Origin of the sequence: Arhodomonas sp. AD133 (assembly GCF_051195215.1) — a bacterium.
Taxonomy (GTDB): Bacteria; Pseudomonadota; Gammaproteobacteria; order Nitrococcales; family Nitrococcaceae; genus Arhodomonas.
The window spans coordinates 1-23,394 of record NZ_JBNAZM010000046.1 but is presented as its reverse complement, the minus strand read 5'-3'; the positions used below and the strand labels follow the sequence as shown (position 1 = coordinate 23,394).

Sequence of the window (23,394 nt, the reverse complement as noted above, 5' to 3'; positions counted from 1 at the left end):
GCCCGTGAGGGCCCGGGATCCGGCGGTTGATTACCCGGTGATATGGATGCTGGCGCTTACGGTGCCCGTGCGCGGCCCGGTAACCCGAATGGTGACGTCGCCGTGTCCGCGGACCAGCCAGCTCAGGCGCCGCTCGCCCGTATTGCCCGGACTGAAGGGATAGAACAGCGTGGCACGCGGGTTGAAACGGCCGTGCCCCCAACCGTGCAGGTGGCCGACCTTCTGGCGGCTGCCGCCGGTGGTGACCGGCTCCGGCCCCTCGGCCTCGAGGTGCGCGTACAGTGGGTGATTCCACTCGAGACGCCGCGCGGACGGCATTCCGTAGGTGCTCAGGTAGCCCGTGTTGCGGACCGTGGCGGTGATGCGGGTGAGGTCGTCGCCCAGCGGCGCGGCATAGAGGTCGTCGATCGTCACGCAGGGGGCCAGCGCCGCGACGCGTAACCAGAACGCCGCGATGGCGTCGCACAGGTGGGGAAGCTGCTCGTAGGGCGGATTGAACAGGCCGACCCGCGGATCCCAACCGCCGACTTCGACGTCCCCCAGCTGTGGGTGATCGACAGCGCGCCAGGGTTTGAGGATGCGGCCTTGGTTGTGCTCGCGGTCCCAGCGTGCAAGTGCCCGAAGGTCGTCCTGCGTGATGCGGGTGTAATGGGTCACGAACGGATGCTGCCGTTCGACTCCGAGACGGGCGAAAATGTCCCAGAGTTCGCAGACCATCGCCAGGCAGCCCTGCTGATGGAAGGCGAAGTCCGTGAGGTCGCCGTGCAGGGGGCGTCCGGGCTCGTAGGTGAATTCCTCGTAGCCACTGACCATCGGGTACCCGGTGAGGGCGTCCGCCCAGGTTTCCACCTGCCGGTACATGGCCAGATCGTCACGATCCATGGACGTGTCAGCGGCCGCTCCCGGTGGTCGGATGAACACCCCGCCGAACGTGTGGAGATTCAGCCACGCGAAGATCTGTGGGTGTGCCTGGGCGAATTCCGCGACCGCGCGGCTTTGGGGCTCGCTCAACGGGTACGGCCCGGCGCCGTGCTGGTCTTCCTCGGGAGCCCAGTCGTAGGGGAAGTTACGGTTGAGGTCGGGACTGTTGTCCGAGAGAAAATCGGGCTGGGGAACGGTCCGTCCGTCGAAAGGCTCGATCCGGCCTTCCGGGTAGAGCCGGAAGAACGGGCCGGCGTCGTCGATCTCCCGCGGCCGCATGAGGCCGGGCTCTTTCTCGTCCTCGACATAATCCCCGGTCGGGTCGGGCACGCGCATGGTCAGTGCGAGGCCATCGCCGTCGATATCCGCCGGGTGCCACCTCGGGCGATCGCCGTGCCGGCGGGCATTGCGGGGCACCGAGCGGAGGACACGTCCGGATTGCAGCACCGCCTCGGCGCCGTCGGGCGACAGGCGGGGAAGGATATGAAAGGTCACCCTGCGCGCTTTGGTGAGAACCGGTGCGGGCAGCGGGATATCGGCGGCGTCCGCGGTGTGGAGCCTGATAGCCGTCTCGGCGATGGCCATTGCCGCGTTGCAGCCGGCGAGCTCGGCAGCGTGCATATTGCCGTCGATCCAGACGGCGGGGCCGTCGCCGGTGGTCCCGGGGCCGACCGTGATCAGCCAGAGCTCCCGGCCGGCGGGTGTGCGCGCCAGGCTCTGCAGGCGCACGTGCGCCGGATGCGCTGCGGCCCAGTGACGGAGTACCCGGGAGAGGGTGGCGTAGTCCGGGTACTCCCGGCGATGGGGCGATGGGTCAATCGAGCGTGCCACGGGCGCCTCCTGCCCAATTGCCAGGGAATTACCGCCACTGTAGCCGCTGTCATGCGCGCTCCTCTGACGTCGACACGCCCTGGGGCTACGTGCCCTTTAACCTGGTGAGCACGGTCTCGGCGCTGCTTTCCTGCACGCCCTTGGTGTCGACGCCAAGGTATTCCACCACGCCGTCGTTGGCGATCAGGGCGTAGCGTTTGCTGCGCGTGCCCATGCCGCCGCCGCTCGCGTCGAGATCCAGGCCGAGGGCCCGGGCGAGATCCGCGTTGCCATCGGCGAGCATTGTGATTCGCTCGGCGTTCTGGTCCTTCTGCCAGGCATCCAGCACGAAGGCGTCGTTGACCGCTGTGCAGACGATATCGTCGACGCCCTGACCGAGAATCTCGTCGGCATGGACGACGAAGCCCGGCATGTGGGTGTTGGAGCAGCCAGGGGTGAAGGCACCGGGTACGGCGAAGAGGACCACCCGCTTGCCGCCGAAGAGTTCGTCGGTGGTGACGTCCGCGGGGCCGTCCGGGCCGTTGGTCTTGAGCGTGAGGCTGGGAATGCGATCGCCGACTGCGATGGTCATGGCGTTCGTCTCTCCGGTATTGCGGTGGTTGATGTCGCCGGCTCGCCGGCGGCGGCGTCGGCCATTCACGGTAACAGGCCGGCGTCGCGCGCGGGAATGCCGCGACGCCCGGGGTGGCCTCATGCGGCCGCCGTTTCCAGGTAATGGACGCTGAAGCGCTCGTCGGCGTCCGTCCACAGCGCCCTCGGGGTCAGCCCCGCGCGGCGCGCGAGCTCGCGGAAGCCCTCGATCGAGTACTTCCACGAGTTCTCGGTGTGGATGGATTCGCCGTCGTCGAAGGTGAACTGGTGGCCGTCGACATGCACCGTTTGCGCGCCGCGGCTGACCAGGTGCATTTCGACGCGTCCCGCTTCGGCGTCGAAGTGGGCGCGGTGGTCGAAGCGCTCCGGATCGATGTCCGCGTTCAGCTCGCGGCGCAGCCGTACCAGCAGGTTGCGGTTGAACGCGGCCGTTATGCCGGCGGCGTCGTTGTAGGCGGCCTCCAGCGTGTCGCGATCCTTGATCAGGTCCACGCCGATCAGCAAACCGCTGCCCGGCGGCAGCCGACGGCCGAGGGCGGCAAGCAGTGTCTGCGCGTGGGCGGGATCGAAGTTGCCGATGCTTGATCCCGGAAAGAAGGTGAGTGTGGCGCCGCCGGTGTCGACATGCGGCAACGGCAACTCAGCGGTGAAGTCGGCACAGGCGGCATGTACCTCCAGCCAGGGAAAGTCGGCGGCGAGCCGTCGGGTGCTGTCGAGCAGGAACTCGCGGGAGATGTCGACGCCCAGATAGGCGCTCGGGCGCAGTCCTTCCAGCAGCAGGCGAACCTTGCGGCTGGCGCCGCTGCCCAGCTCCACCAGTGTCGCGCCGCCGCCGGCGAGTGCTGCGATCTCCGTGGCTGCGTCCTTGAGAATCCGTTCTTCGGTACGCGTGAGGTAGTATTCGGGCTGTTCGCAGATCGCGTCGAAGAGTTCCGAGCCGCGTTGATCGTAGAAGAACTTGGGCGCGATCGCCTTGGGCGTCGCTGACAGCCCGGCAATGGCGGCTTCCCTCAGCGAGGCGCTTCCCGGGTGGTAATCGTGGAACTGCACTGCCATCACTGTGTCTCCCCCGCCAGGCGGAAACCCATGAACTGCCAGCGTTGACCCGGATAGAAGAAGTTACGGTAAGTCGCCCGCGCATGGCCGTCCGGCGTCGCGCAGGAGCCGCCGCGCAGTACCATCTGCCCTGACATGAACTTGCCGTTGTACTCGCCCAACGTGCCGGACAGGGTACGAAACCCGGGGTAGGGCCGGTAGGCGCTGCCGGTCCACTCCCAGACATCGCCGAAGAGCTGCCTTGGGCCCCGGCCACGCGTCAGTCCCGCGACAGGCTGGAGCCAGCCCGCTTCGCGGAAGTTGCCGGCGACCGGTTGTTCGGCAGCGGCCACCTCCCATTCCGCCTCCGTGGGAAGTCGCGCGCCGGCCCAGCGCGCGTAGGCGTCTGCCTCGTAGAAGCTCACGTGGCAGACCGGTGCGTTCTCGTCGACGGGCCGCAGGCCGGCGAGGGTGAGGTGGTGCCACGCGCCGTCGATGCGTTCCCAGTAAAGCGGCGCCTGCCAGCCTGCTCCCTGGACCGTGCTCCAGCCGTCGGAGAGCCATAGCTCCGGGCGCTGGTAGCCGCCGTCGGCGATGAAAGCCAGGAATTCGCCATTGGTCACAGGCCGGTCGGCCAGGAGGAAGTCTTCCAGGTAGACGCGATGACGTGGGCGCTCGTTGTCGTAAGTGAAGTGATCCCCGGCGGCGCCGATTTCGTGCACGCCCCCTTCATATGCCAGCCAGGCCGGTGCCCGGGCGGGTTGGGCGGGCGGATCCGGAAGGTCGTCCCGGTAGGCCGGCCGAAGCGGGTTGGTTCCGAGTATGTGCTTGATGTCGGTCAGCAGCAGCTCCTGGTGTTGCTCTTCGTGGTGGAGGCCGAGGCTGATCCGCGCGGCGATCTCCTCGGCATGCTCTTGCGGCAGCGTGGCGAGGAGGTCGTGCATCGCGTCATCCACGTGGGCGCGGTAGCGGTGGACGTCGGCCACGGTCGGCCGCGACAGCAGGCCACGCTTCGGACGGGGGTACGGCGTGCCGTGGGTTTCGTAGTACGAGTTGAACAGAAAATCGTAATGCGGGTGGAATACCCGGTAGCCGGGTGCGAAGGGTTGGAGGACGAACGCCTCGAAGAACCAGCTCACGTGTGCCAGGTGCCACTTGGGCGGGCTGACATCGGCCATGCTCTGAATGACGTGATCTTCCGTGGTCAGTGGCGAGCAGATGGCCTCGGAGGTGGCACGGATGTTCGCATAGCGATCTGCCAGGGACGCTGGACGCATGGGATCGGGCGCGGGCGTCTCTGCGCGGTTGTGCATTCTTCTTCCCTCTGGCTGTCCGAATCAGTGGTTCGCACCCATTGAGCCTAGCAGGCGGCGCCGCGGGCGGATGTGACAGGCCGGGGCCGGCGGCATCGAATGCCACCGCCGATACTGCTATAGGTCGTAGTGCCCGGCGCTGGGAGATAGCGCGCGTGGATTGCTCAGCAGCGTTTCCTTGGGCCGAAGGGTACGACGGAAGCCGGCAACGTCGCGGAGGCCGATATCATGAGCAGCCCCGTATCCGCGCACAAGGCGCTGTTCGCGCACTCGTGCGTTACCCTGCCGCGCGATGTTCGGGGCGGGCCGAGTGATCGTGCGCCGTATGGTCGCCACGACGCGCTGGTCAGGGCACTGGCGCACATGGTTGCCGACGAGGACGCGGCGACCGTCCCGGTACTCGAGGCCGGTGCGCGGCGCCACTGGGCAGGGCTTGCCGAGGCGTGCCGGTACGAGCCGGCGACACCCGTGGTCGGCAGTGGCGGACGCCGGGTATGGCAGGCGTTCGGTGTCTGCCGGACGGTCCCGGGGGTATTCGACGATCTCGCCGGCGCCGTCGCCGTGTGGCTCGATGCGGCGCGCCGTGAGCTGCAACCGGCACCGTTTCCTTCCATCGCATTCAACGAGCTGATCCTGCAACGTTATGTCGACGCGGCTTACGGCATAACCCCGCATCGTGACCACCGTCGTTATCGATACCTCGTAGCCGTACTGGTGTTGTCCGGGCAGGGGCGGTTCCTGGTCTGTGATGACCGGGCCGGGCGCGGGGCCCGTCAGGTTGCCGCACAGCCGGGGGAGCTCATACTCATGCGTGCCCCTGGGTTCGCGGCCAGCGAACGCAGGCCTTTCCATGCCGTGGTCGATGTCAGTGGTCGTCGCTTGACTCTTGCCATGCGCTACGGCGAGGGGGGTGCCGAATGAGTCATGGGGCTATCCGTACACCTGGCGCGGCAGCCACAGGATCAGCTCGGGGAAGAGGATGCACAGCACCAGGCCGACGAGCTGGAGCAGAAGAAACGGTCCCGCGGCACGGAAGATGATGCCCATGGTGACTTCCGCCGGCGCCACGCTTTTGAGGTAGAACAGCGCGTAGCCGAACGGCGGACTGAGGAACGACATCTGCATGTTCACCATGTAGACGACGCCGAACCACAGCGGGACGTCCGCAGGCGCCACGCCGGGCAAGCCGAACAGGCCGTCGAAGTTGAGCGTCTTGGCGATGGGCACGAAGATGGGGACGGCAAGCAGCAGGATGCCCACCCAGTCCAGGAACATGCCGAGCACGACGAGCAGGATCATCATCACCGCGATGATGCCGTAAGGGCCGAGTCCCGAGCCCACCAGAGCAGCGGTGACGAACTCCTGACCGCCCTCGAGGATGTAGAAGGCGATGAACATGGTTGCCCCGAAGATGATCCACAGCACCATGCACGTGGCCTTCAGTGTGGTAATCACCGCGTCGCGCACCGCGCTCCAGGTCAGCCGTCGGAATAGTGCGGAGACCATCAGTGCACCGAAGGTGCCGATGCCGGCGGCTTCCACCGGGGTCGCGATCCCGGAGAAGATCACCCCGAGCACCAGCATGATGAGCAGGATCGGCGCGATAAGATTCCGCAGCAGGAGCAGCTTTTCCCGCACGGTGATGCGTTCTTCCGGCGGTAGTGGCGGACCCTTGGCGGGGTAGAGGTAGCTCATCACCGTCACGTAGACGATATACATGCCTGACAGCAGCAGCCCGGGCAGCACCGCGCCGAGAAAGAGCTCGCCCACGGACTGCTGCGCGACCACCGCGAAGAGAATGGCGAGAATCGACGGCGGAATCAGGATGCCCAGCGTGCCGCCGGCGAGAATCGAGCCGCAGGCGATCTTCGGGTCATACCCCCGCGCGAGCATGGCCGGCAGGGCGAGAATGCCCATGGTCACTTCGGTGGCGCCGATGACGCCGGCCATAGCCGCCATGATGGTGGACGCCACGATGGTGGAGGTGGCGAGCCCACCACGCAGGCCGCCGAGTATGCGGTAGATGGCATCGAAAAGCTGTTCCACGACGCCGGCACGCTCGAGCATGGAGGCCATGAAGATGAATAGCGGGATCGCCGAGAGCTGGTAGTTGGTCATCATCGGGAAAATGCGCGAGGGAATGACGTTGATTGTCTCCCACGTCCCGAAGAGCACCAGGAAGATACAGGCCAGGCCGCCGGTGACGAACGCCAGCGGCAGGCCCGCCATGAGCAGGATCGCCAGTGAGCCGAAGGTGATGAGCGTGAGCCAGCCGATGCCGATCTCGAGACCCATAAGCCAGGCCCTACCCTCTGGCCACCGTGGCGATGTCACGCACCAGCTTGGCGAAGCCCTGAAGCAGGACGAGCAAAGCGCCCAGCGGAATGGCGAGCTTCACCACCCAGTACTGGATGGCCCATTCGGTGAACGATACTTCCCAGGACATCATGGAGTTGCGCGCGAAATGCCAGCCGGTCCAGAGCATCGCGCCGACGAAGATGAAGAAGAAAACCGAGGTGATGATGTCGAGCACTGCCTGGCCGCGACGCGGCAGGTACTGGTAGAGCACATCCACGCGCACGTGGCCGTCCTCGCGCAGGGTGAACGCGCCCCCGAGCACGTACTGCATGCCGAACATCAGGAACATGGCCTCGTGGGCCCAGTTCGTGGGGGAGTTGAACACGTAGCGGGCGATCACCTCGTAGTAGTAGACGAACACCGCGATAAGCGACCAGTAGGCGACGAAGTGGCCGGTGAAACCGCTGAGCTGGTCGATGCCGGCGGTTATGCGTCCCCATATGCCTTCGGGGGCTGGAGGCGGGCCCTGTTCGCCGCGAATCGTCCCGGCTTCACTGGCTGGCCGCTTGCGTTGGACTCGGGCCTGACGGCGCACCAGCGGCGGTATGCGCACGGCGTCGATGAGCAGCAGCACGGCGATCACGCCCGCGACCGCGCCGGTGGCTATGCCCGCCCGTTGGTGCGTGTCACGCGCGACAGCGCGCTCGCGTCTCGCCTGCGTGAGATCCTGCTGCGCCTCGACCGCCGCTTGTGAATTCTCACCCTGGCGCTCGACGGCGCGCTCCAGCAGAAATTCCGCGCGAACGATGTCGTTGTTCGCCTCCGAGAGTGCAAGGCGGGCGTCGCGGGTGTGGACGTTACCCACCAGCACGGCGACGAACAGCACGATGTAACCCGCCCCGAGCAGGCTGCCCAGATAGAAGCGGTGCAGGCCGACGAACCCGCCGGTGAGCCACAACAGGTATGCGACGGGGTAGGAGGCACTGGCCGGCGGGCCGTGGCGACGCTCGCGCACCACCAGCGCCATGGCGATCAGCGGGAACGCCACGAGGGTGCACCAGTACAGCCAGTGCGGCAGGACGAAGTCGATGCCCGGCATGCTCCCCCTCCCGGTGGCGGGCGGGCCGACGCATTGCGCCGGCCCGCGGATGCGGCGATGCCGCGATTCAGATCACTACACGTCGTGCTCGAGTGCCTGGCCCTCGAGCATGTCCGGCGTCACGTAGCCGAGCTGCGGCGACATCATGTAGTCGAGCTGTATCTTGAAGACCCGGGCGGCATCGCGATCCTTGTTCGCCCAGGCGAACCAGCGTGGCACCGCGAGCTCGGTGAATGCTTCGACGTCGTCCTGGGAAAGGCGCGTGACGATGGTGCCTGCTTCCTGGAATTGCTCCCAGGCATCCAGATCCGCCTTCTGGATCCTGGCGTGGTGCATATCGGAGTACACATGCACTTCCATCTCCACGAAGCGCTTCATCGCCGGTGAAAGCGCCTCCCAGGCGTCCTTGCGTACGGTGAGGTCCATCAGGTCCACGGGCTGATAGATCGACAGGAAACCGGGCGGGCCCATGACCACGTAGTCCGTGACCTGGTGAAAGCCGAGCGCGTAGTTGATCGCCGGACCCACGTAATCGGCCACGTCGATGGTGCCTTTCTCCAGTGCCGGGAAGATCTCGCTGCCCGGAAGCAGCGTGGTCTTGGCGCCCGCGGCCTGGAACAATTCGGCGACCATGCCGCCGGGCACGCGCATCTTGCGGCCCTCGAAGTCCTCTATGGAACGGATCGGCACCTTCGAGTGAATGATATTGGCGCCGTGCTGTATGGGGCCCACGTAGTGCATGTCGACGCGGTCGAAGAGCTCGCGGGCGATTTCGAGCCCGCCCAGGCTGTAGAAGAAGACGTCCCACTCATGGGGATTGCGCAGCCCGAGCGGGTAGGAGCTCAGGAACACGGAGGCGGGCATGCGCCCGGCCCAGTACAGGGTGAACGGGTTCATCGCCTCGAGCACGCCCTGCTGAACGCCATCGAATAGCTGGAACTCGCCGACTACTTCGTTGGCGCCGAAAGGCTGGAATTCCAGCTCACCGCCGGTTTTCTCGATAATGCTCTCGCACCAGTCGGTGAAGATATCCAGGCCAATGCCGCCGGGCCACGAGGTCTGAATGCGCCAGGTGGTGGTCTCCGCCGCGCGCGCATCACGGATCCAGGGGGCACCGGTCACCGCTACGGCGCTGGCGGCGGCCGCGCCCTGAAGCACCTTGCGGCGTTGCGGCGATTGCGGGGCGTCCGTGCCGGACAGGGGTTTATGCGGCTTTGTGTCGGACATGGCGACATTCCTCCTCGGCTGGGTGCCGAGACGGCGATACCGGCGGCGGATCGGGTGGGGAGTCGCCCCGCCTGCGCGGCCGTCGTCCCATGCGTGATAAGGACTCCGGTAAGAATTCGGTATCGTTGTAACAGTTGGTATAGATGAGACGGCGTGACGCCGCCAGTGACGCCGGCGGCCGGCGCTGGGCGGGGAGGGTCCCGGGCGGCCGTGGCGGCCGCCCGGCGGTCAACGGCTACTGCGCCTGGTTGCGCAGCAGGCTGTGGGTCCTGCGCTCGATGTCGCGGCAGATCTGCGGTGCTTTATCGCCCAGCCACTGACCGGTCTTGTCGCCGTCGGCGAAGTAGCCCGACTCGAGGCAGCGCCACTGGTAGTAGTTCTGCAGCGCCTCGGAGAGCTGAAGGCTGTAGTCCGTGGAAATCGCGCCCTTGTCGAAGGGCTCGCCGGCGGGCAGGTTACCGAACCACCGCATCCACGCCTTGGAGCCCTCCTTGGGTGCCTTCCCGGGCGGCAGGAAGGTCGGGTTGATCGGCGATACCTGCGGGAACTCCGCGGTCATGTGACAGCTCATGCATGACGCCTTCGGGTTGTCCACCGGGCCGACCATGCGCGCGTTCCAGCCCAGGTGGGTCGGCGGGAGCCCATCGCCCGGGTTGATGACGCTCTGCTCGAGCTCCGGGTTGATCTCGGTACGCACCGGAGTGGGATTGGTATAGGTGCTGCTGGTCACCTCCGGGTCGTTGCCCCACTGGATGCCGAGGGGGACCAGGTTGTCCCAGCCGCCGCCGGGGTTGTGCTCGCCGTTGTACTGGAACGTGCCGAACAGCCAGCCGGTTTCCGGCACGCGCTCGTCGCGGACCGCGAAGTCCATCTGAATGAGGCTCACCGTCCCGACGGAACGGTCATTGGAGCTGAACGAGTCGACGATGTAGGCGTCCCACTGCACGGGGTTGTGCAGGAAGGGCACCTCCGCCGGGGCGATGTCGACGAAAAGCGGCTTGCAGATCACCGTGCCGTTGGGAAAGCTGTTGGGCGCCGATACCACGCTGGGATCCGGGTTCAGCGGGTCGGCCCAGACCTTGCCAAGGGCATAGCCGCCGAAGGCGTTGAATATGCCCACCGCGTAGGTCACCCCCGGGTCGGTCTGGGTGATGGCGAGCTGCCGCGGTTGGATCGGTGCCTCCTTGGTGAGACCGTGGATGAACTCCCGGGCACTCTCGCCGTAATGCTGCCAGGGCATGTGGTACCAGTCGCGCGCGCTGTTGTCCTCGACGCGCCAGTTCGCGGCCACATTGCCTTCGAGACAGTACTCGCCCGCCGCTTCGATGTACGCCTGCCAGGTTTCGAAGTCCGCGTCGAAGCTTTCCGGCAGCTTGTCGAAGAATGCGGGCAGCTTCTCCGGTGGTTTATCCGGAAAATCCTGACTGAGCTGGAACAGCGGTCCGTCGTAGCTTGCGGGCGGGTCGAAGCCGAAGTCGGGATACGGGCCGTCCTGCTCGGCGGCCGCTGCCGTTCCGACCAGCATGAGCGAAAGCGCGCCGGTGATTACGCACGGTGCCTTCATGGCGGGGTCTCCTTACGAGTTGCGGGTCAGTCCGTTCGCAAGCCTGACTGCGAATGGCCTGCCTTGGTTATTGTTTGTTCGTCGTGCGAAACGTTTGGACGTCACTGACAACCGTAGCGAATCTGGGTGCACATTGCGCGGTCGAGACGATGACGCTGTCACAGAATCGGGTCCGTGAACGTCTCTGTCCATAGGGTCGAAAAAGTTACTAATCCGATCATAGGTAATGCCACATGTCAGCGAGGCTGTCGGGCGTTCTCGCAAGGCGCGAGGCGCGTGGTGTAGCAAGCGCTACATGAGCGACGAGCAACGCCGCGAGAGCGCCCGACAGCCTCGCCCGAAGGGAGCGCTTGTGCGATTCGGCTGGCGGCGTTGCGCTCACTCGACGTGAGCCTTGCCACGCCTTCGCTCGCGCGCCTGGCAGCCGATTCGCACAAGCGCTCTGACACGTGGCATTACCTGTGATCGGATTAGTAGTAACGGGAGGACCGTTCGTTTGGACGAGAGCGCGACGTACTTCGAGCGCCACCGGGCGCATCTGTTCGGGGTCGCTTACCGTATGCTCGGTATGCGCGAGGATGCCGAGGATGTGGTCCAGGAAGCGTTCCTGCGCTGGTCGAGGGCCGAGGGGACGCACATGGATAGCCCGAAAGCGTGGCTCACGACAGTGGTTACACGGTTGTCACTGGATCGCCTTCGAGCGGCACGGCGGGCGCGGGAGCACTATACCGGGCCGTGGTTGCCGCAACCTCTGGTGGATGTCGGTCGCATGGATCCGACGTCGGCGACTCTGGAGCTCATGGATGATCTGTCCCTTGCCTACCTCACGCTGCTCGAGCGTCTCGGTCCCCAGGAACGGGCAGCGTTTCTGCTGCGCGAGGTCTACGAATACGCCTATGCGGATATCGCGGGGGTGTTGGGGAAAACGCAGACAGCGTGCCGGCAGCTGGTCAGTCGTGCGCGTGGGCGCCTTGGGGATGCCGATCGCGCTCGTCGCGTTGACCGGGTGGCGCATGAGCGGTTGTTGCGATCTTTCATGGAAGCGGCTGCATGTGGCGACCGCCAGGGTCTCAAGCGCCTGTTCGCGGAGGATGTCGCTTTCACCTCCGATGGCGGAGGACGGGTCTACGCGGTTCTGCGCCCGTTGCGGGGCGCGGAGCGGGTATCGTGGTTGTTCTACGCCATCGCCCGGCGAGGTGGTGGCAGGCAGTACTGGCAACCGGCGTCGATCAACGGTCTGCCCGGACTGGTACGCCGGTCGGCGGGGCGGTTGGAGGCGGCAGCGTACTTCATCACCGACGGCTCGCGGATTCACGCGATCTACAGCGTGCTCAACCCGGTGAAGCTCGTTCACGGTTGAGCACTGTCACAAGTCCTAGGGCTTCTGCGTCTACCTGGTGTCCTGGTGCAGGGCACCAGGGCAAGCACCGGATGCGGTGATTGCACCACGAAAACGCAAGGAGACCGACGATGACCGAACCGCGAGTGGATTTTCCGCGCCTCGGCCAGCGGGTTTATCATGCGATGCTGAGCATCAACACCTACCTGGAGGGCTGCAGTATTCCGGAGGCGTTGGTAGAGCTCGTCAATCTGCGAATCTCGCAGATCAACGGCTGCGCGTTCTGCCTCGACAAGCATACTGCTGCCCTGATCGAGCGCGGCGAGGATTCCCGGCGTCTGGCGACGCTGGCGGCATGGGCTGACAGTCCGCTGTTCGACGAACGCGAACGTGCCGCGCTGCGGTGGGCCGAGACGTTGACGCGTCTGCATGGAGACGGTCCGACCGAGCACTGCTACTGCGCGCTACGCGAGCACTTCGACGAGCAGGAGGCGGTGGATCTCACCTTCGCGATCACCACCATGAATGCCTGGAATCGAGTCTCACGGGGGTTTGGGCTCATGCCCCCGCGTTGATGCCGGTGATGGGCTTGCTCCCCCGGCCCGCGCTGGCGTAGGGCCGGGGGGGGTGAACGGCGATGCCGCCGATGTCCGTTACGACTAGACTGTGAGAGCGCGGTCCGTTGGTGGCATGGGCAGCGGCGAGGGCTTTCACATGATGGATGGGAAATGGAGCCGCCGGCGCGTGGTCACCGCAGCTGTGTCCTCTGTCGGTGCCCTGTGGGTTGGTGTCCATGGTGGGCTGGGAGCCCTCGTACCAGGGGCAAGGGCAGCACTTACGCCGGCGTGCGAGGAGGGTGGCGTCACGGTGTCCCTGACCGAAGGCCCTTTCTATACCCCCGACTCTCCGGAGAAGACCGATTTTCGGGACGACGGTTCCGGCGACGCCGTTACGCTCACCGGCCGGGTCGTCGACACTCGCTGCCAGCCTGTTGCCGGTGCTGTCGTGGACCTCTGGCACGCGGACGACTTGGGACGTTACGACAACAGTGGCTATCGGTATCGCGGTCACGTTCGTACCGGCACGGACGGCAGCTATCGATTCGAGACCATTCGTCCGGGCTACTACGGAAGTCGAACCCGCCACTACCACGTGAAGATCGCCGCACCCCGGCGGCGGGTGCTCACCACTCAGCTCTACCTACCCGGCGAACCCCGCAACGACAGCGACTGGTTGTTCCGTGAGGCGTTGCTCGTGAGCCTCGACCGCGCCCATCGCGTGCTTGTCGCGAGCTTCGAATTCGTGGTCCCGGTCGGGTGACCGGGCACCTGTGGTCCGGAGGACCCCGGTTTGCCCCGATGGGGGTGGCGGCCATCGCTATACTGGTCAATGCACTTCCATAGCAGGAGGGCCGAGAGATGAAAGTAGGCGAAGCCATGCATCGCGGCGTCGAATGGTGCGATCCTGACACACCCATCGTGGAGATCGCGAAACTCTTCCGTGAGAAGGACGTGGGGGCCATCCCCATTGGTGAGAACGACCGACTGGTCGGCATGGTCACCGACCGGGATATCGTCTGCCGCGGCATCGCGGAACGCCGCGATCTCGCGGCCCTGACCGCTCGTGACGTAATGACCGAGGGCATCCAGTACTGCTGGGAAGACGACTCGGTCGATGACGCGGTACACCTCATGGAGCAGCACCGGCTCCGGCGGCTGCCCGTGATCAATGCCGACAAGCGCATGGTCGGCATGCTCAGCCTGGGCGACGTCTCCCACGCGGTGCCCCACGAGCTCGGCGGCGAGTTCGCCGCCGCGGTTTCTGGCCATCACTGATCGCGATTGATGCGATGCCTTTCAGCGCCGGACCGCCTCAGGCGGCCGGCGCAGTACGAACCGCCTCGCACCACCGCCTCCCTGTGCGGATTCGCCGTTGCCGCTCGTCGTCGAGCCGGTGTCCGTGTTGCGAACGGGCCACGGTCACGCATGCAGTGAACTATGCTCGAACGACGGCGCGGTGTGCGTCGGGAACAACGGCGGGAGGCGATATGCGATGCGACACCGACAACGATTCGCCATGGCGGTTAGTGCCCTGGTCGTTGGGATGGCCTTCAGCATGCCGGTTCTGGCGCAAGGGCAGTTCAAGACCGAGCTCGGCGGTTTCGCCGAGGTGCCTGCAATCTCGAGCTCCGGCAGCGGCGAATTCGTCGCCACCGTCGGCGGCGGCATGATCCAGTACACCCTTTCGTATGCCGACCTCGCGACCGACGTCCTGCAGGCCCACATTCACCTCGGCACCGCCGGCACCAACGGCGGGGTGAGCGTGTTCCTCTGTACCAACGTCGGTGGCCCGGCGGGCACGCCGGCATGCCCGCCGTCCGGGGGCAGCGTGAACGGCGTCATCGGGGCCGATGACGTGATCGGCCCGAGCGGCCAGGGCATCGATCCCGGCGAGTTCGATGAGGTGCTTGCGGCGCTTCATGCCGGCGTAACCTATGTAAACGTCCACACCGCGGCGTTCCCGGCAGGAGAGATCCGCGGGCAACTGGGGCGCGGGTTCGGCAATCAACCGTAGGCGCGGTGGGGAACCGGTTGGCCCGCGGCGCAGCGCAGGTAACGCTCCGTCCCGGGGCAGCCTTCCCCAATTCCGGTAGTACGCAGTGATCACTGTCTTCGGTGGTACCGGGTTTCTCGGCCGCGCGGTGGTGCGGTGTCTAGTTCGCGCGGGCGAGACCGTTCGGGTGGCCGCGCGCCGACCCTCGCGGGCTGCATTTGCCGCGTTCGGCGACCGCATCGAGCGAGTCAGTGCGGACGTACGCGATGACGACGCCGTGGCGCAGGCGCTAAGCGGTGCAGACGCAGCGGTCAACGCGGTCAGCCTCTACGTCGAACGTGGCGAATTGAGCTTCGACGCGATCCACGTGGACGGCGCCGCGCGAGTGGCCCGTGCTGCGGCGGCTGCCGGCGTGGGCGCGCTCGCGCACGTCTCCGGCATCGGCGCGGATCCGCGGTCGACGTCGCGCTATGTTGCAGCCCGGGGACGTGGCGAGAGCGCCGTCCGGGAGGCTTTCCCGAACGCCACGATTCTTCGCCCGAGCGTGTTGTTCGGCCGCGACGATGCGTTCCTTGCCACCCTCGACGCCGTGACCCGTTTGCCGGTTTTGCCCCTGTTCGGCCGGGGCTCGACCCGACTGCAACCCGTCCACGTGGAAGACGTGGCCGCAGCTGTCGGGGCCGCTATCGAGCGACACTCTGCCAGCGCCGGGCGTGTGTTCGAGCTCGGCGGTGCGGAGGTCTACACCTACCGCGAGATCGTCGCCATGGTCCTGCGCCACCGCCGCCGATGCCGAGCGCTGATGCCGGTGCCGTTCTCACTGTGGCACGCTGCCGCCGGCGTTGCCGGGCTGCTGCCCAACCCACCGATTACCCGTGACCAGGTTATCCTGATGAGCCGGGACAACGTCGTCTCTGCGGGTGCCGAGTCTTTCGCGTCTCTGGACATAGAGCCTGCATCCCTGGCGGCGTTGTTGCCGACTTGCCTGAACGGGGGCGGCTGATGGGGCCAATCGTTTCTGCCGACCGATCCGGGGAAGCAAAACCCGGTTGGGGGTTGTGGTCGGTGAAGCGGTATTTCATGCTTCTCCGCCACCCCGCGCAGCAGGGATTCGGACGAAGGAATGGGTGATATGGATTATTGGCTCGCGTTCGTGTTCGCGGCCTTCTTGATCAACATCTCCCCGGGACCCGATCTGATCTACATCCTGTCCCGCACGACCGCCCACGGCATGAAAGTCGGCATCGCCTCGTCGCTCGGTGTCGCGACCGGTGCTCTGGTCCACGTGCTGGCGGCAGCACTGGGAATATCCGCGATCCTCATGGCATCGGCGACGGCGTTCATGCTCGTGAAATATGCCGGCGCCGCTTACCTGATCTATCTGGGGATACAGGCATTACGCTCCGCGGGCACGCGTGTGGCCGTCCCGGCCCGCGGAGAAGCCCACCGGGTGGGCGTTTTCGAGGCTTTCAGGCAAGGGGTGTTGATCGATGTGTTGAACCCCAAGGTCGCGGTCTTCTTCATGGCGTTCCTGCCGCAGTTCGTCCGGGCGGACGCCGGACCGGTACCGATGCAGCTGCTGTTGCTCGGCGTCGCCGTCATTGCGGTGGGCATCGTGGTCGAGCTGACATTCGTTGCGCTGGTTGCCCGGGTGACGCGACTGGTCCGTGACAACCCGGCGCTCGCTCGGTGGCTGGACCGGGTTCTGGGTTCGGTCATGATTGCGTTGGGAGCGAGGCTCGCATTGTCGCGAGCGTAGCAAGTTACCGGTAACCCGCCGCCTGCAGTGAGAAAAGGCGCGCGTAGATTCCGTCGGCGGCCATGAGCGTGTCGTGGTCGCCGCGCTCGACGATGCGGCCTTCCTCCATGACGATGATCTGATCCGCCATGCGCACGGTGGAGAAGCGATGGGAGATGAGAATGGCGATGCGCTCGTGGGTCATCTCCCGGAACCGCTCGAAGACCTGAGCCTCCGCTTCCGCGTCCATGGCGGCGGTGGGCTCGTCGAGCACGAGAATGTCGGCGCGGCTGCGCATGAACGCCCGTGCCACGGCGATTTTCTGCCACTGCCCGCCGGAGAGCTCGCGCCCGCCCTGGAACCAGCGCCCGAGCTGGGTTTCGTAGCCCTCGGGCAGTGTGTCGATGAAATCCGCCGCGAGGCCCTTGGCGGCGGCCTCCCGCCATTGTGACCGGTCGCCGAAGCGCTCGACGTCGCCCGCGCCGATATTCTCGCCGGCGAGCATCTGGTAGCGCATGAAATCCTGAAAGATCACGCCAATACGCCGGCGCAGAGTGTCTTCGTGCCATTGTTCCAGATCGAGCCCGTCGAGGAGGATACGGCCTTCCGTGGGGCTGTAGAGGCGCGTCAGCAGTTTGATGAGCGTGGTCTTGCCAGAGCCGTTCTGCCCGACCAGCGCCAGACTTTCGCCGGGACGGATATGGAGGTCGATGTGCTGCACCGCCGGCGTCTCCGAGCCAGGGTAGGTGAAGCTCACGTTCTCGAAGCGCACGCCGTCACCGGGCCGGGGCCCCTCGCTTGCATGGCCGCGGCTGCGGGGAACGGGCTGCTCCAGGTATTCGTAGAGATTCGAGAGATAGAGGTTGTCCTCGTACATGCCGCCGATGGCGGAAAGGCTCGCGCTCACCGCCCCCTGGCCCTGCTTGAACACGAGCAGGTACATGGTCATCTGGCCCAGGGTTATCCGCCCCATGACGGTGTCGTACACGATCCAGGCATAAGCGGCGTAGAAGGTGGCGGTGCCCAGCAGGCCGAGGCCGAATCCCCAGAGATCGCGGCGCAGGGTGAGATTGCGATCCTCGCGGTAGAGGCGGTCGAAGATGCCGCGGTAACGCTCCAGCAGCAGCGGGCCGAGCTGGAAGAGCTTCACTTCCTTGGCGCTGTCCTCCCGGGCGAGGACCGTCTCCAGATACATTTGCTTGCGTGTCTCCGGCGAGCGCCAACGGAACAGGCGAAAGGCGTCCCCGGAGAATTTCGCTTCGGAGAAGAACTGCGGCAGCCCGCCGACGAGCAGGATCACTACTGCCCAGGGTGAAAAGCCGATCAGCAGCACGCCGTAGCTCACCAGCGAGATGGCGTTCTGGAGCAGTCCGAATGTCTTGGTGACCAGGCTCAACGGCCGGCTCGACGCCTCCCGCCGGGCCCGGGTGAGCTTGTCGTAGAACTCCGAGTCCTCGAAGTGGGCGAGCTGGAGGGTGAGCGCCTTCTCGAGGATCATCACGTTCACCCGCTGGCCGAGGAGGGCGCGCAGCAGTGATTGCACCGTGGAGATGGCCCGCTGCGCGGCCGCGACGCCGGCCATGATCACGCCTTCCAGTGCGACGAGTGACAACACCGCCACCAAAGCCGGTTCGCCGCCAGCGCGCACGGTCTCCATCGCCGCTACCACGCTGTCGACGATGAGCTGGCCAACATACGCCGCCGCCGCCGGCAGAACGCCGGCGACCAGTGTCGCCACGGCGAGCACCACGGTGAGCGCGGCGCTCGTCGTCCACACGAGCGTCACGGCGCGGCGGCTGTAGCTGAACACGCCAAGGAACCGGCGCAGAGGGGAGCGGACGTCGGTGAATGCCGTCTCGGCCTGTGCGGAGCTCATGGTCGTCGTCGATGCTCTCGCCGGTATCGCAATCGCGGGTGCGACGGCCTTCCTTCGAATGTATGGGCGCAACCCGCACCGTTCGCGTCGGCGCGCGATGCCACCCGGGTCAAGTTACGAAGTGGGCGGCGCACGTTGCGCGGTCTGTGTTGCTCATCGCTGCTGTTCTAAGGTTCCCTCGCGGTCACGCGATTCGGGTGTCGATAGCGGAGTCGCTCCGTTCGCGCGTAGATGTCGCGTTAGCGGGGAGACAATGCCGGAACAGATTGCGGCGTTGTAAAGTCCTCTTCATCAATGTTCTCGTCGAGAAAGTCCAATAGGGCTCTTACCGAGGGTAGTAGCCCGCGTCTGGAAGGGAACACGGCATGCAGGACGCCGCCCCGCGGCTCCCATCCGGGCAGGACGTCGATGAGCTTGCCATTGCTAAGGTCCCGTCCGCCCACCAGCAGGCCCAGCTTCACTACGCCCATGCCTTGCAAGGCGGCCCGGTGCAGTGTTTCCGCGCTGTCGGTGACCAACCGCGGCTGGTGGCGAATGTCCGCGGTGACGCCATCGGGGCCATCCAGGTGCCAGACGTGCTGCTTGTCGGTCTGCTCGAAATCCAGGCTCGGAAGTTGATTGAGGTCACCGGGCGAGTTCGGTAACGGGCGTTCGTGGAATAGGCTCGGTGCCGCCATCAACCTCTGGGGGCTGCGGGAGAGCACCTTCATCGTGAGGTCACTGTCCTCCAGGGGCGGAAACCGAATGCGAATCGCCAGGTCGAAGCTCTCCTTGACCACGTCCACCCGTCGGCTGGTGGCTTCCGCATGGACGTTCACGCGTGGGTAGCGGTCCATGAAACGGATCAGCAGCGGCGTGATCAGGTAATGCATCACGCTTGGCGGGCAGCTCAACCGGACGAGGCCGCGAGGCTCGGCGCGATTGCGCTCGATGAGCTCTTCGGCGGCTTCCGCCTCCACCAACATCGCCATGCAGTGCTGGTAGTACGCCCGCCCGAGGTCGGTCACGGAGAAGTGGCGCGTGGAGCGGTTGATCAACCGGGTCTGCAGACGGTTCTCCAGCAGCGTGATGCGTCGACTCAGCTTCGATTTAGGAATGCCGAGCGCGCGACCGGCGGGCGCGAAACCGCCATGGTCGACCACCTGCACGTAGTAGTAGAGATCGTTGAGGTCCTGCATAGAGGCGTTCTACGTATGGAACGGTCTGTGCGAATTCTGTCATCTAGTGTACACAGTGTTCCCTTACTAGGCTTCTCGCATCGGCGGCAAACGTGCCGCTATCGATCGAAGCAGGAGCCTCACCATGAAGAGAATTCAGGGCGTATACAGCGCACCACGCGGCCACTGGGTCGGTGATGGCTTTCCGGTACGTTCCCTGTTCACCTATGACCGGATGGGTGCCGAGCACATCACGCCCTTTCTGCTGCTCGACCATGCCGGGCCGTTCGATTTCACGCCGGCGACGCGTCCGCGGGGCGTGGGGGCGCATCCCCACCGTGGTTTCGAGACGGTGACCCTGGTCTACGAAGGTGAGCTCGAGCATCGGGACTCCACCGGCAGTGGTGGTCGGATCGGCGAGGGCGACGTGCAGTGGATGACCGCCGGCGCCGGCATCGTCCACGAGGAATTCCATTCCCGGGCCTTCACCGAGCGTGGCGGCACCCTGGAGATGGTGCAGCTGTGGGTGAATCTGCCGGCTCGCGATAAGTCGGCACCGGCGGCCTACCAGACATTGCTCGATGCCGAGATTCCCAGTGTTCCGACGGACGGCTCGGCCGGGCGGGTGCGTGTGGTGGCCGGCGACTACCGTGGTTCCCAGGGGCCAGCGAGTACCTTCACGCCGATCAACATGTGGGACGTGCGCTTGAAGGCGGGCGGTGACGCCGCGCTGGCGGTACCGGATGGTCACACCACGCTGCTCGTGGTGCTCCGGGGCACGGTTCTGGTCAATGGCGACGAAATCGTGCGCGACGGTAGCGTCGTCTGTTTCGAGCGCTACGGCGACGAGCTGCATGTGGCCGCCAATAGCGACGCCAAGCTGCTGCTGTTGAGCGGTGAGCCGATCAATGAACCGGTCGTAGGGCATGGGCCGTTCGTCATGAACAGCCTGCAGGAGATCCATCACGCCGTCACTGACTTCCAGCGCGGGAAGTACGGCGTTCTGAACGATTAGCGGCATGCCAGTCGCTGTCGTGTACGCCCGCCAGCCGGGCTATTCCAGCCAGCCGTGAAGAGGAGATCGACGATGTCTTTCACCTATAACCGACTCGACAAAGACGATGCGGCCCTGTTGATGGTCGACCACCAGGCCGGCTTGCTGTCGCTGGTGCGCGACTTCAGTCCGGACGACTTCAAGAACAACGTATTGGCACTGGCCGATATCGCCAAGTTCTTCGATATCCCCACCATCCTCACCACCAGCTTCGAGGATGGTCCCAACGGTCCCATGGTGCCCGAGCTCAAGGAGACATTTCCCGACGCTCCCTACTTGGCGCGTCCGGGCCAGATCAATGCGTGGGACAACGAAGACTTCGTCGCTGCGGTCAAGGCCACCGGCAAGAAGCAACTGATCATCGCCGGCGTGGTCACCGAAGTGTGCGTGGCCTTCCCGGTGCTCTCCGCCCTGGAGCAGGGCTATGAGGTCTTCGTGGTCACCGACGCCTCCGGTACCTTCAACCAGACGACTCGCGATGCGTCGTGGGATCGCATGTCCCAAGCCGGTGCCCAGCTGATGACCTGGTTCGGTGTCGGCTGTGAGCTCCATCGCGACTGGCGCAACGATATCGAGGGTTTCGGTGGCCTGCTGTCCAGCCACCTCCCTGCCTACGCGAACCTGATGCAGAGTTATGCGCAGCATAGCTGATGCAGTCGGGCTCGGCCCCCGGGGCTATGCTGACAGCAGCGCCTCGCGGGGGCGAGACCCGCCCTTGGTCAATGCGGAAGGAGCGTCCCATGAGCACCCTCATCCGAGACCGTGAGCTCGCGTCTTCCCTGGGGTGCCCGGTAATCGACGGTCGGCGCCAGGTCCAGCGCGTCTCGCCGCGTACCGCCGATGTCGGCGGCATTCCCGTGAATCGGGTGCTGCCCTCGCGCCAGCGTCGCCTGGTGGGGGCGTGGTGTTTTCTCGATCACGCGGGGCCGGCGAGCTTCGAAGGCAATTCGCCGGGATTGTGCGTCGGCCCCCATCCGCATATCGGGCTGCAGACGTTCACGTGGATGATCGAGGGGGAAGTGCTGCACCGGGACAGCCTGGGTAACGAGCAGGTGATTCGCCCCGGCCAGGTCAACGTGATGACCGCAGGGCGAGGCATCAGCCATACCGAGGAGTCGCGGTCCGGCGAGTCTCGCCTGCATGCCGCCCAGCTGTGGATTGCGCTACCCGAGGCTGATCGCCATACCGAACCGCGCTTCGACCATTACCCGGAGTTGCCGCGTTGGCGGGAGGAGGGCACCGAGCTCACGCTTCTCACCGGCGAGTATGGCGGCTATCGGGCACCGGCGCTCAGCTTTTCGCCGCTGGTGGGCCTGGATATGACAAGCCGGCGGGCGAGCGCCCTGGAGCTGCCGCTGCGCGAAGACTTCGAGTATGCACTGTTGCCCCTGGACGGCGAGCTCGGGATCGAGGGCGATACCTTCGCGGCCAACGAGCTCGCCTATCTGGGACGCGGTCGCGACGGCGTCGCGCTGGACTTGCCGGCGGATGGCCGGGTCATTCTCGTCGGTGGCGAACCTTTGGGCGAGGAGATCCTGATCTGGTGGAACTTCGTCGGTCACAGCAAGGCGGAGATCGCCGAGGCCCAGCGCGATTGGGAGGTCGGGAGCGAGCGTTTCGGCAGCATCCCGCAGTACGATGGCGAGCCCCTGATGCCACCGCCATTGCCGTGGAGGGTCTAGCGTCAGGCTTCAGCCAATTCACCCAGCCGCTCGCAGGTGATGAGGTTTCGGAATAGCTGATAGGTCGTACGCACCGGCGCGCCATCGACGTTGGGCGCGCCCCGGCCGGCGGTTACGTCGTCAGCGTTGACGGTGCGGGTTTCGAAGGACAGGCGGCAGCGGTCGGTGGTGTTGGGGACGCTCGCGTGGAGGTGGGCGCCGGAGAAGCACATAAGATCTCCGGGGACGAGACTGATGGGCACGGCGTCGGTCCACGGCGGCGGGACGGTGGCGAGCGGTAGCACAGGGTAGTCGTTGTCCGGCTGCCCGGCTTTGCGGTGGCGCAGCAGCTCGCGGAAGTCCCAGCCGGCGCTATCGTTCGGCACCGGGCGCTCGAAGTACGCGGGAAACAACGCGATGGTGCGTTCGGGAGTGGTGGGGAAGACCGGTGCCCACCAGTTCGTCTGGCACATGACGTTGCTGCCCCAGGTGTCGCGGTGGGCCGCAAGGGGCGCGACGCTGCCCCGGTCGCTGCGCCCGTGTGGGACGAGCACCCGTTGTTTCACGCCGTCACCGTAGGTGCAGTCGAGATCGACGCCGATCGCTGAGAACGCGGTGTTGAGCGTGTTGGCGACTGCCGCATTGCCCGCCACGGCTCGGTCCAGGGCGTCGGCCGCAGCGTCGAGCTCCGATTGGGTCATTCGCTGGTGGGCGTGTTCCGGGTCATTGCCCAGGTGTTGCCGGCAGAGCGTGCGTAGCATGTCGATCAGCTCGCCGACGGCGCGGAAGCCGCGAAATACAAGGATCCCGCCGGCGTGGACGCGGTCATTGCGCTCGGCTTCGGTCATGGCCCACGTGAGGTGATAGATCCCGCCCATGGCACGTTCCCCCGCCGTGGATGACGCTTACCGCTGAATGCGGGGCGCCGCCGTCCCGGTACCCGTTCGCCTGTCTCATCCGATAGCGTGGCGGCCGCGTCGTAGCAATCGCGACGGCGTGCAGGCGCAAACGGGCGTCGCTACGTCGCGAGCCGGATTGCCGGCGGGTCCGCTACGGCGCAGCTCGCGTAGGGTGGACATAGCCGCAGCGAAGTCCATCATCATGCAAATGGCGGATTGCGCTGCGCTCCATCCGCCC

The 23,394-nt window shown here is 65.8% G+C and carries 22 protein-coding genes; 11 read left to right on the top strand and 11 right to left on the bottom strand.

What is annotated here, in order from left to right:
• Positions 1 to 30: 30 nt before the first annotated feature.
• The 4 genes from ACPEES_RS18935 to egtB form a co-directional block, all read right to left on the bottom strand.
• Positions 31 to 1,752 carry a M14 family metallopeptidase gene (locus ACPEES_RS18935; RefSeq protein WP_435105166.1) on the bottom strand — a complete coding sequence of 574 codons (1,722 nt, stop codon included), beginning with the start codon at positions 1,750 to 1,752 and terminating at the stop codon, positions 31 to 33.
• A gap of 85 nt (positions 1,753 to 1,837) precedes the next feature.
• Positions 1,838 to 2,323, bottom strand: coding sequence for a peroxiredoxin (locus ACPEES_RS18930; RefSeq protein ID WP_435105165.1), 486 nt, complete (start codon positions 2,321 to 2,323; stop codon positions 1,838 to 1,840).
• Between the two features lie 119 nt (positions 2,324 to 2,442).
• Positions 2,443 to 3,399, bottom strand: coding sequence for an L-histidine N(alpha)-methyltransferase (egtD, locus tag ACPEES_RS18925; protein WP_435105164.1), 957 nt, complete (start codon positions 3,397 to 3,399; stop codon positions 2,443 to 2,445).
• Complete coding sequence (gene egtB / locus ACPEES_RS18920) at positions 3,399 to 4,691, bottom strand: ergothioneine biosynthesis protein EgtB (RefSeq protein WP_435105163.1); 1,293 nt, start codon at positions 4,689 to 4,691, stop codon at positions 3,399 to 3,401. The genes egtD and egtB overlap by 1 nt, the downstream gene beginning before the upstream one ends.
• Before the next feature lie 228 nt (positions 4,692 to 4,919).
• On the opposite strand from egtB, the gene ACPEES_RS18915 reads away from it, so the two are divergent.
• Positions 4,920 to 5,612 carry a hypothetical protein gene (locus tag ACPEES_RS18915; protein ID WP_435105162.1) on the top strand — a complete coding sequence of 231 codons (693 nt, stop codon included), beginning with the start codon at positions 4,920 to 4,922 and terminating at the stop codon, positions 5,610 to 5,612.
• A 9-nt stretch (positions 5,613 to 5,621) separates the two neighbouring features.
• On the opposite strand, the gene ACPEES_RS18910 is transcribed toward ACPEES_RS18915, so the two are convergent.
• The 4 genes from ACPEES_RS18910 to ACPEES_RS18895 all read right to left on the bottom strand — a co-directional run bounded on the left by ACPEES_RS18910 (position 5,622) and on the right by ACPEES_RS18895 (position 10,879).
• On the bottom strand, positions 5,622 to 6,986 hold the full coding sequence (locus ACPEES_RS18910; RefSeq protein WP_435105161.1) for a TRAP transporter large permease: 1,365 nt from the start codon (positions 6,984 to 6,986) through the stop codon (positions 5,622 to 5,624).
• A 10-nt stretch (positions 6,987 to 6,996) separates the two neighbouring features.
• Positions 6,997 to 8,088 carry a TRAP transporter small permease subunit gene (locus tag ACPEES_RS18905; RefSeq protein WP_435105160.1) on the bottom strand — a complete coding sequence of 364 codons (1,092 nt, stop codon included), beginning with the start codon at positions 8,086 to 8,088 and terminating at the stop codon, positions 6,997 to 6,999.
• A gap of 75 nt (positions 8,089 to 8,163) precedes the next feature.
• Positions 8,164 to 9,315 (bottom strand): TRAP transporter substrate-binding protein DctP, encoded by a 1,152-nt coding sequence (gene dctP / locus ACPEES_RS18900; protein ID WP_435105159.1) that lies wholly within the window; start codon positions 9,313 to 9,315, stop codon positions 8,164 to 8,166.
• 235 nt (positions 9,316 to 9,550) lie between these two features.
• Positions 9,551 to 10,879: a hypothetical protein gene (locus ACPEES_RS18895; RefSeq protein WP_435105158.1), complete on the bottom strand. Its 1,329-nt coding sequence runs from the start codon at positions 10,877 to 10,879 to the stop codon at positions 9,551 to 9,553.
• 496 nt (positions 10,880 to 11,375) lie between these two features.
• Between ACPEES_RS18895 and sigJ the strand changes: the two genes are divergently transcribed.
• The 7 genes from sigJ to ACPEES_RS18860 all read left to right on the top strand — a co-directional run bounded on the left by sigJ (position 11,376) and on the right by ACPEES_RS18860 (position 16,530).
• A complete protein-coding gene (sigJ, locus tag ACPEES_RS18890; RefSeq protein ID WP_435105157.1) occupies positions 11,376 to 12,239 on the top strand; it encodes an RNA polymerase sigma factor SigJ in 864 nt (287 codons plus the stop codon).
• Between the two features lie 110 nt (positions 12,240 to 12,349).
• Positions 12,350 to 12,793 (top strand): carboxymuconolactone decarboxylase family protein, encoded by a 444-nt coding sequence (locus ACPEES_RS18885; RefSeq protein WP_435105156.1) that lies wholly within the window; start codon positions 12,350 to 12,352, stop codon positions 12,791 to 12,793.
• A gap of 292 nt (positions 12,794 to 13,085) precedes the next feature.
• The gene (locus tag ACPEES_RS18880) at positions 13,086 to 13,538 is read left to right on the top strand and encodes a hypothetical protein (protein ID WP_435105154.1); all 453 of its coding nucleotides are present in this window, start codon (positions 13,086 to 13,088) and stop codon (positions 13,536 to 13,538) included.
• A 98-nt stretch (positions 13,539 to 13,636) separates the two neighbouring features.
• Positions 13,637 to 14,053, top strand: a complete 417-nt coding sequence (locus ACPEES_RS18875; RefSeq protein WP_435105153.1) for a CBS domain-containing protein — start codon at positions 13,637 to 13,639, stop codon at positions 14,051 to 14,053.
• A 217-nt stretch (positions 14,054 to 14,270) separates the two neighbouring features.
• Positions 14,271 to 14,792 (top strand): CHRD domain-containing protein, encoded by a 522-nt coding sequence (locus ACPEES_RS18870; RefSeq protein ID WP_435105152.1) that lies wholly within the window; start codon positions 14,271 to 14,273, stop codon positions 14,790 to 14,792.
• Between the two features lie 85 nt (positions 14,793 to 14,877).
• On the top strand, positions 14,878 to 15,774 hold the full coding sequence (locus tag ACPEES_RS18865) for a complex I NDUFA9 subunit family protein (RefSeq protein WP_435105151.1): 897 nt from the start codon (positions 14,878 to 14,880) through the stop codon (positions 15,772 to 15,774).
• Between the two features lie 129 nt (positions 15,775 to 15,903).
• The gene (locus ACPEES_RS18860; RefSeq protein ID WP_435105150.1) at positions 15,904 to 16,530 is read left to right on the top strand and encodes a LysE family translocator; all 627 of its coding nucleotides are present in this window, start codon (positions 15,904 to 15,906) and stop codon (positions 16,528 to 16,530) included.
• A gap of 4 nt (positions 16,531 to 16,534) precedes the next feature.
• On the opposite strand, the gene ACPEES_RS18855 is transcribed toward ACPEES_RS18860, so the two are convergent.
• Entirely contained in the window at positions 16,535 to 18,385 is a 1,851-nt protein-coding gene (locus ACPEES_RS18855) for an ABC transporter ATP-binding protein (protein WP_435105149.1), read from the bottom strand.
• Positions 18,386 to 18,624: 239 nt separating this feature from the next.
• Positions 18,625 to 19,563 (bottom strand): LysR substrate-binding domain-containing protein, encoded by a 939-nt coding sequence (locus tag ACPEES_RS18850; RefSeq protein WP_435105148.1) that lies wholly within the window; start codon positions 19,561 to 19,563, stop codon positions 18,625 to 18,627.
• A 124-nt stretch (positions 19,564 to 19,687) separates the two neighbouring features.
• On the opposite strand from ACPEES_RS18850, the gene ACPEES_RS18845 reads away from it, so the two are divergent.
• The 3 genes from ACPEES_RS18845 (at position 19,688) to ACPEES_RS18835 (ending at position 22,278) form a co-directional block, all read left to right on the top strand.
• A complete protein-coding gene (locus tag ACPEES_RS18845) occupies positions 19,688 to 20,557 on the top strand; it encodes a pirin family protein (protein WP_435105147.1) in 870 nt (289 codons plus the stop codon).
• 72 nt (positions 20,558 to 20,629) lie between these two features.
• Positions 20,630 to 21,247: an isochorismate family cysteine hydrolase YcaC gene (gene ycaC / locus ACPEES_RS18840; protein ID WP_435105146.1), complete on the top strand. Its 618-nt coding sequence runs from the start codon at positions 20,630 to 20,632 to the stop codon at positions 21,245 to 21,247.
• Between the two features lie 89 nt (positions 21,248 to 21,336).
• A complete protein-coding gene (locus tag ACPEES_RS18835) occupies positions 21,337 to 22,278 on the top strand; it encodes a pirin family protein (RefSeq protein ID WP_435105144.1) in 942 nt (313 codons plus the stop codon).
• Between the two features lie 2 nt (positions 22,279 to 22,280).
• On the opposite strand, the gene ACPEES_RS18830 is transcribed toward ACPEES_RS18835, so the two are convergent.
• Positions 22,281 to 23,135 (bottom strand): hypothetical protein, encoded by an 855-nt coding sequence (locus ACPEES_RS18830; RefSeq protein ID WP_435105143.1) that lies wholly within the window; start codon positions 23,133 to 23,135, stop codon positions 22,281 to 22,283.
• Positions 23,136 to 23,394: the final 259 nt, after the last annotated feature.

Excerpts from the sequence above, each read along its gene's own strand:
- ACPEES_RS18930 (WP_435105165.1), bottom strand. The coding sequence starts at position 2,323 with ATGACCATCGCAGTCGGCGATCGCATTCCCAGCCTCACGCTCAAGACC.
- egtD (WP_435105164.1), bottom strand. The coding sequence starts at position 3,399 with ATGGCAGTGCAGTTCCACGATTACCACCCGGGAAGCGCCTCGCTGAGG.
- egtB (WP_435105163.1), bottom strand. The coding sequence starts at position 4,691 with ATGCACAACCGCGCAGAGACGCCCGCGCCCGATCCCATGCGTCCAGCG.
- ACPEES_RS18915 (WP_435105162.1), top strand. The coding sequence starts at position 4,920 with ATGAGCAGCCCCGTATCCGCGCACAAGGCGCTGTTCGCGCACTCGTGC.
- ACPEES_RS18910 (WP_435105161.1), bottom strand. The coding sequence starts at position 6,986 with ATGGGTCTCGAGATCGGCATCGGCTGGCTCACGCTCATCACCTTCGGC.
- ACPEES_RS18905 (WP_435105160.1), bottom strand. The coding sequence starts at position 8,088 with ATGCCGGGCATCGACTTCGTCCTGCCGCACTGGCTGTACTGGTGCACC.
- dctP (WP_435105159.1), bottom strand. The coding sequence starts at position 9,315 with ATGTCCGACACAAAGCCGCATAAACCCCTGTCCGGCACGGACGCCCCG.
- ACPEES_RS18895 (WP_435105158.1), bottom strand. The coding sequence starts at position 10,879 with ATGAAGGCACCGTGCGTAATCACCGGCGCGCTTTCGCTCATGCTGGTC.
- ACPEES_RS18885 (WP_435105156.1), top strand. The coding sequence starts at position 12,350 with ATGACCGAACCGCGAGTGGATTTTCCGCGCCTCGGCCAGCGGGTTTAT.
- ACPEES_RS18875 (WP_435105153.1), top strand. The coding sequence starts at position 13,637 with ATGAAAGTAGGCGAAGCCATGCATCGCGGCGTCGAATGGTGCGATCCT.
- ACPEES_RS18870 (WP_435105152.1), top strand. The coding sequence starts at position 14,271 with ATGCGACACCGACAACGATTCGCCATGGCGGTTAGTGCCCTGGTCGTT.
- ACPEES_RS18860 (WP_435105150.1), top strand. The coding sequence starts at position 15,904 with ATGGATTATTGGCTCGCGTTCGTGTTCGCGGCCTTCTTGATCAACATC.
- ACPEES_RS18855 (WP_435105149.1), bottom strand. The coding sequence starts at position 18,385 with ATGAGCTCCGCACAGGCCGAGACGGCATTCACCGACGTCCGCTCCCCT.
- ACPEES_RS18850 (WP_435105148.1), bottom strand. The coding sequence starts at position 19,563 with ATGCAGGACCTCAACGATCTCTACTACTACGTGCAGGTGGTCGACCAT.
- ACPEES_RS18845 (WP_435105147.1), top strand. The coding sequence starts at position 19,688 with ATGAAGAGAATTCAGGGCGTATACAGCGCACCACGCGGCCACTGGGTC.
- ycaC (WP_435105146.1), top strand. The coding sequence starts at position 20,630 with ATGTCTTTCACCTATAACCGACTCGACAAAGACGATGCGGCCCTGTTG.
- ACPEES_RS18835 (WP_435105144.1), top strand. The coding sequence starts at position 21,337 with ATGAGCACCCTCATCCGAGACCGTGAGCTCGCGTCTTCCCTGGGGTGC.
- ACPEES_RS18830 (WP_435105143.1), bottom strand. The coding sequence starts at position 23,135 with ATGGGCGGGATCTATCACCTCACGTGGGCCATGACCGAAGCCGAGCGC.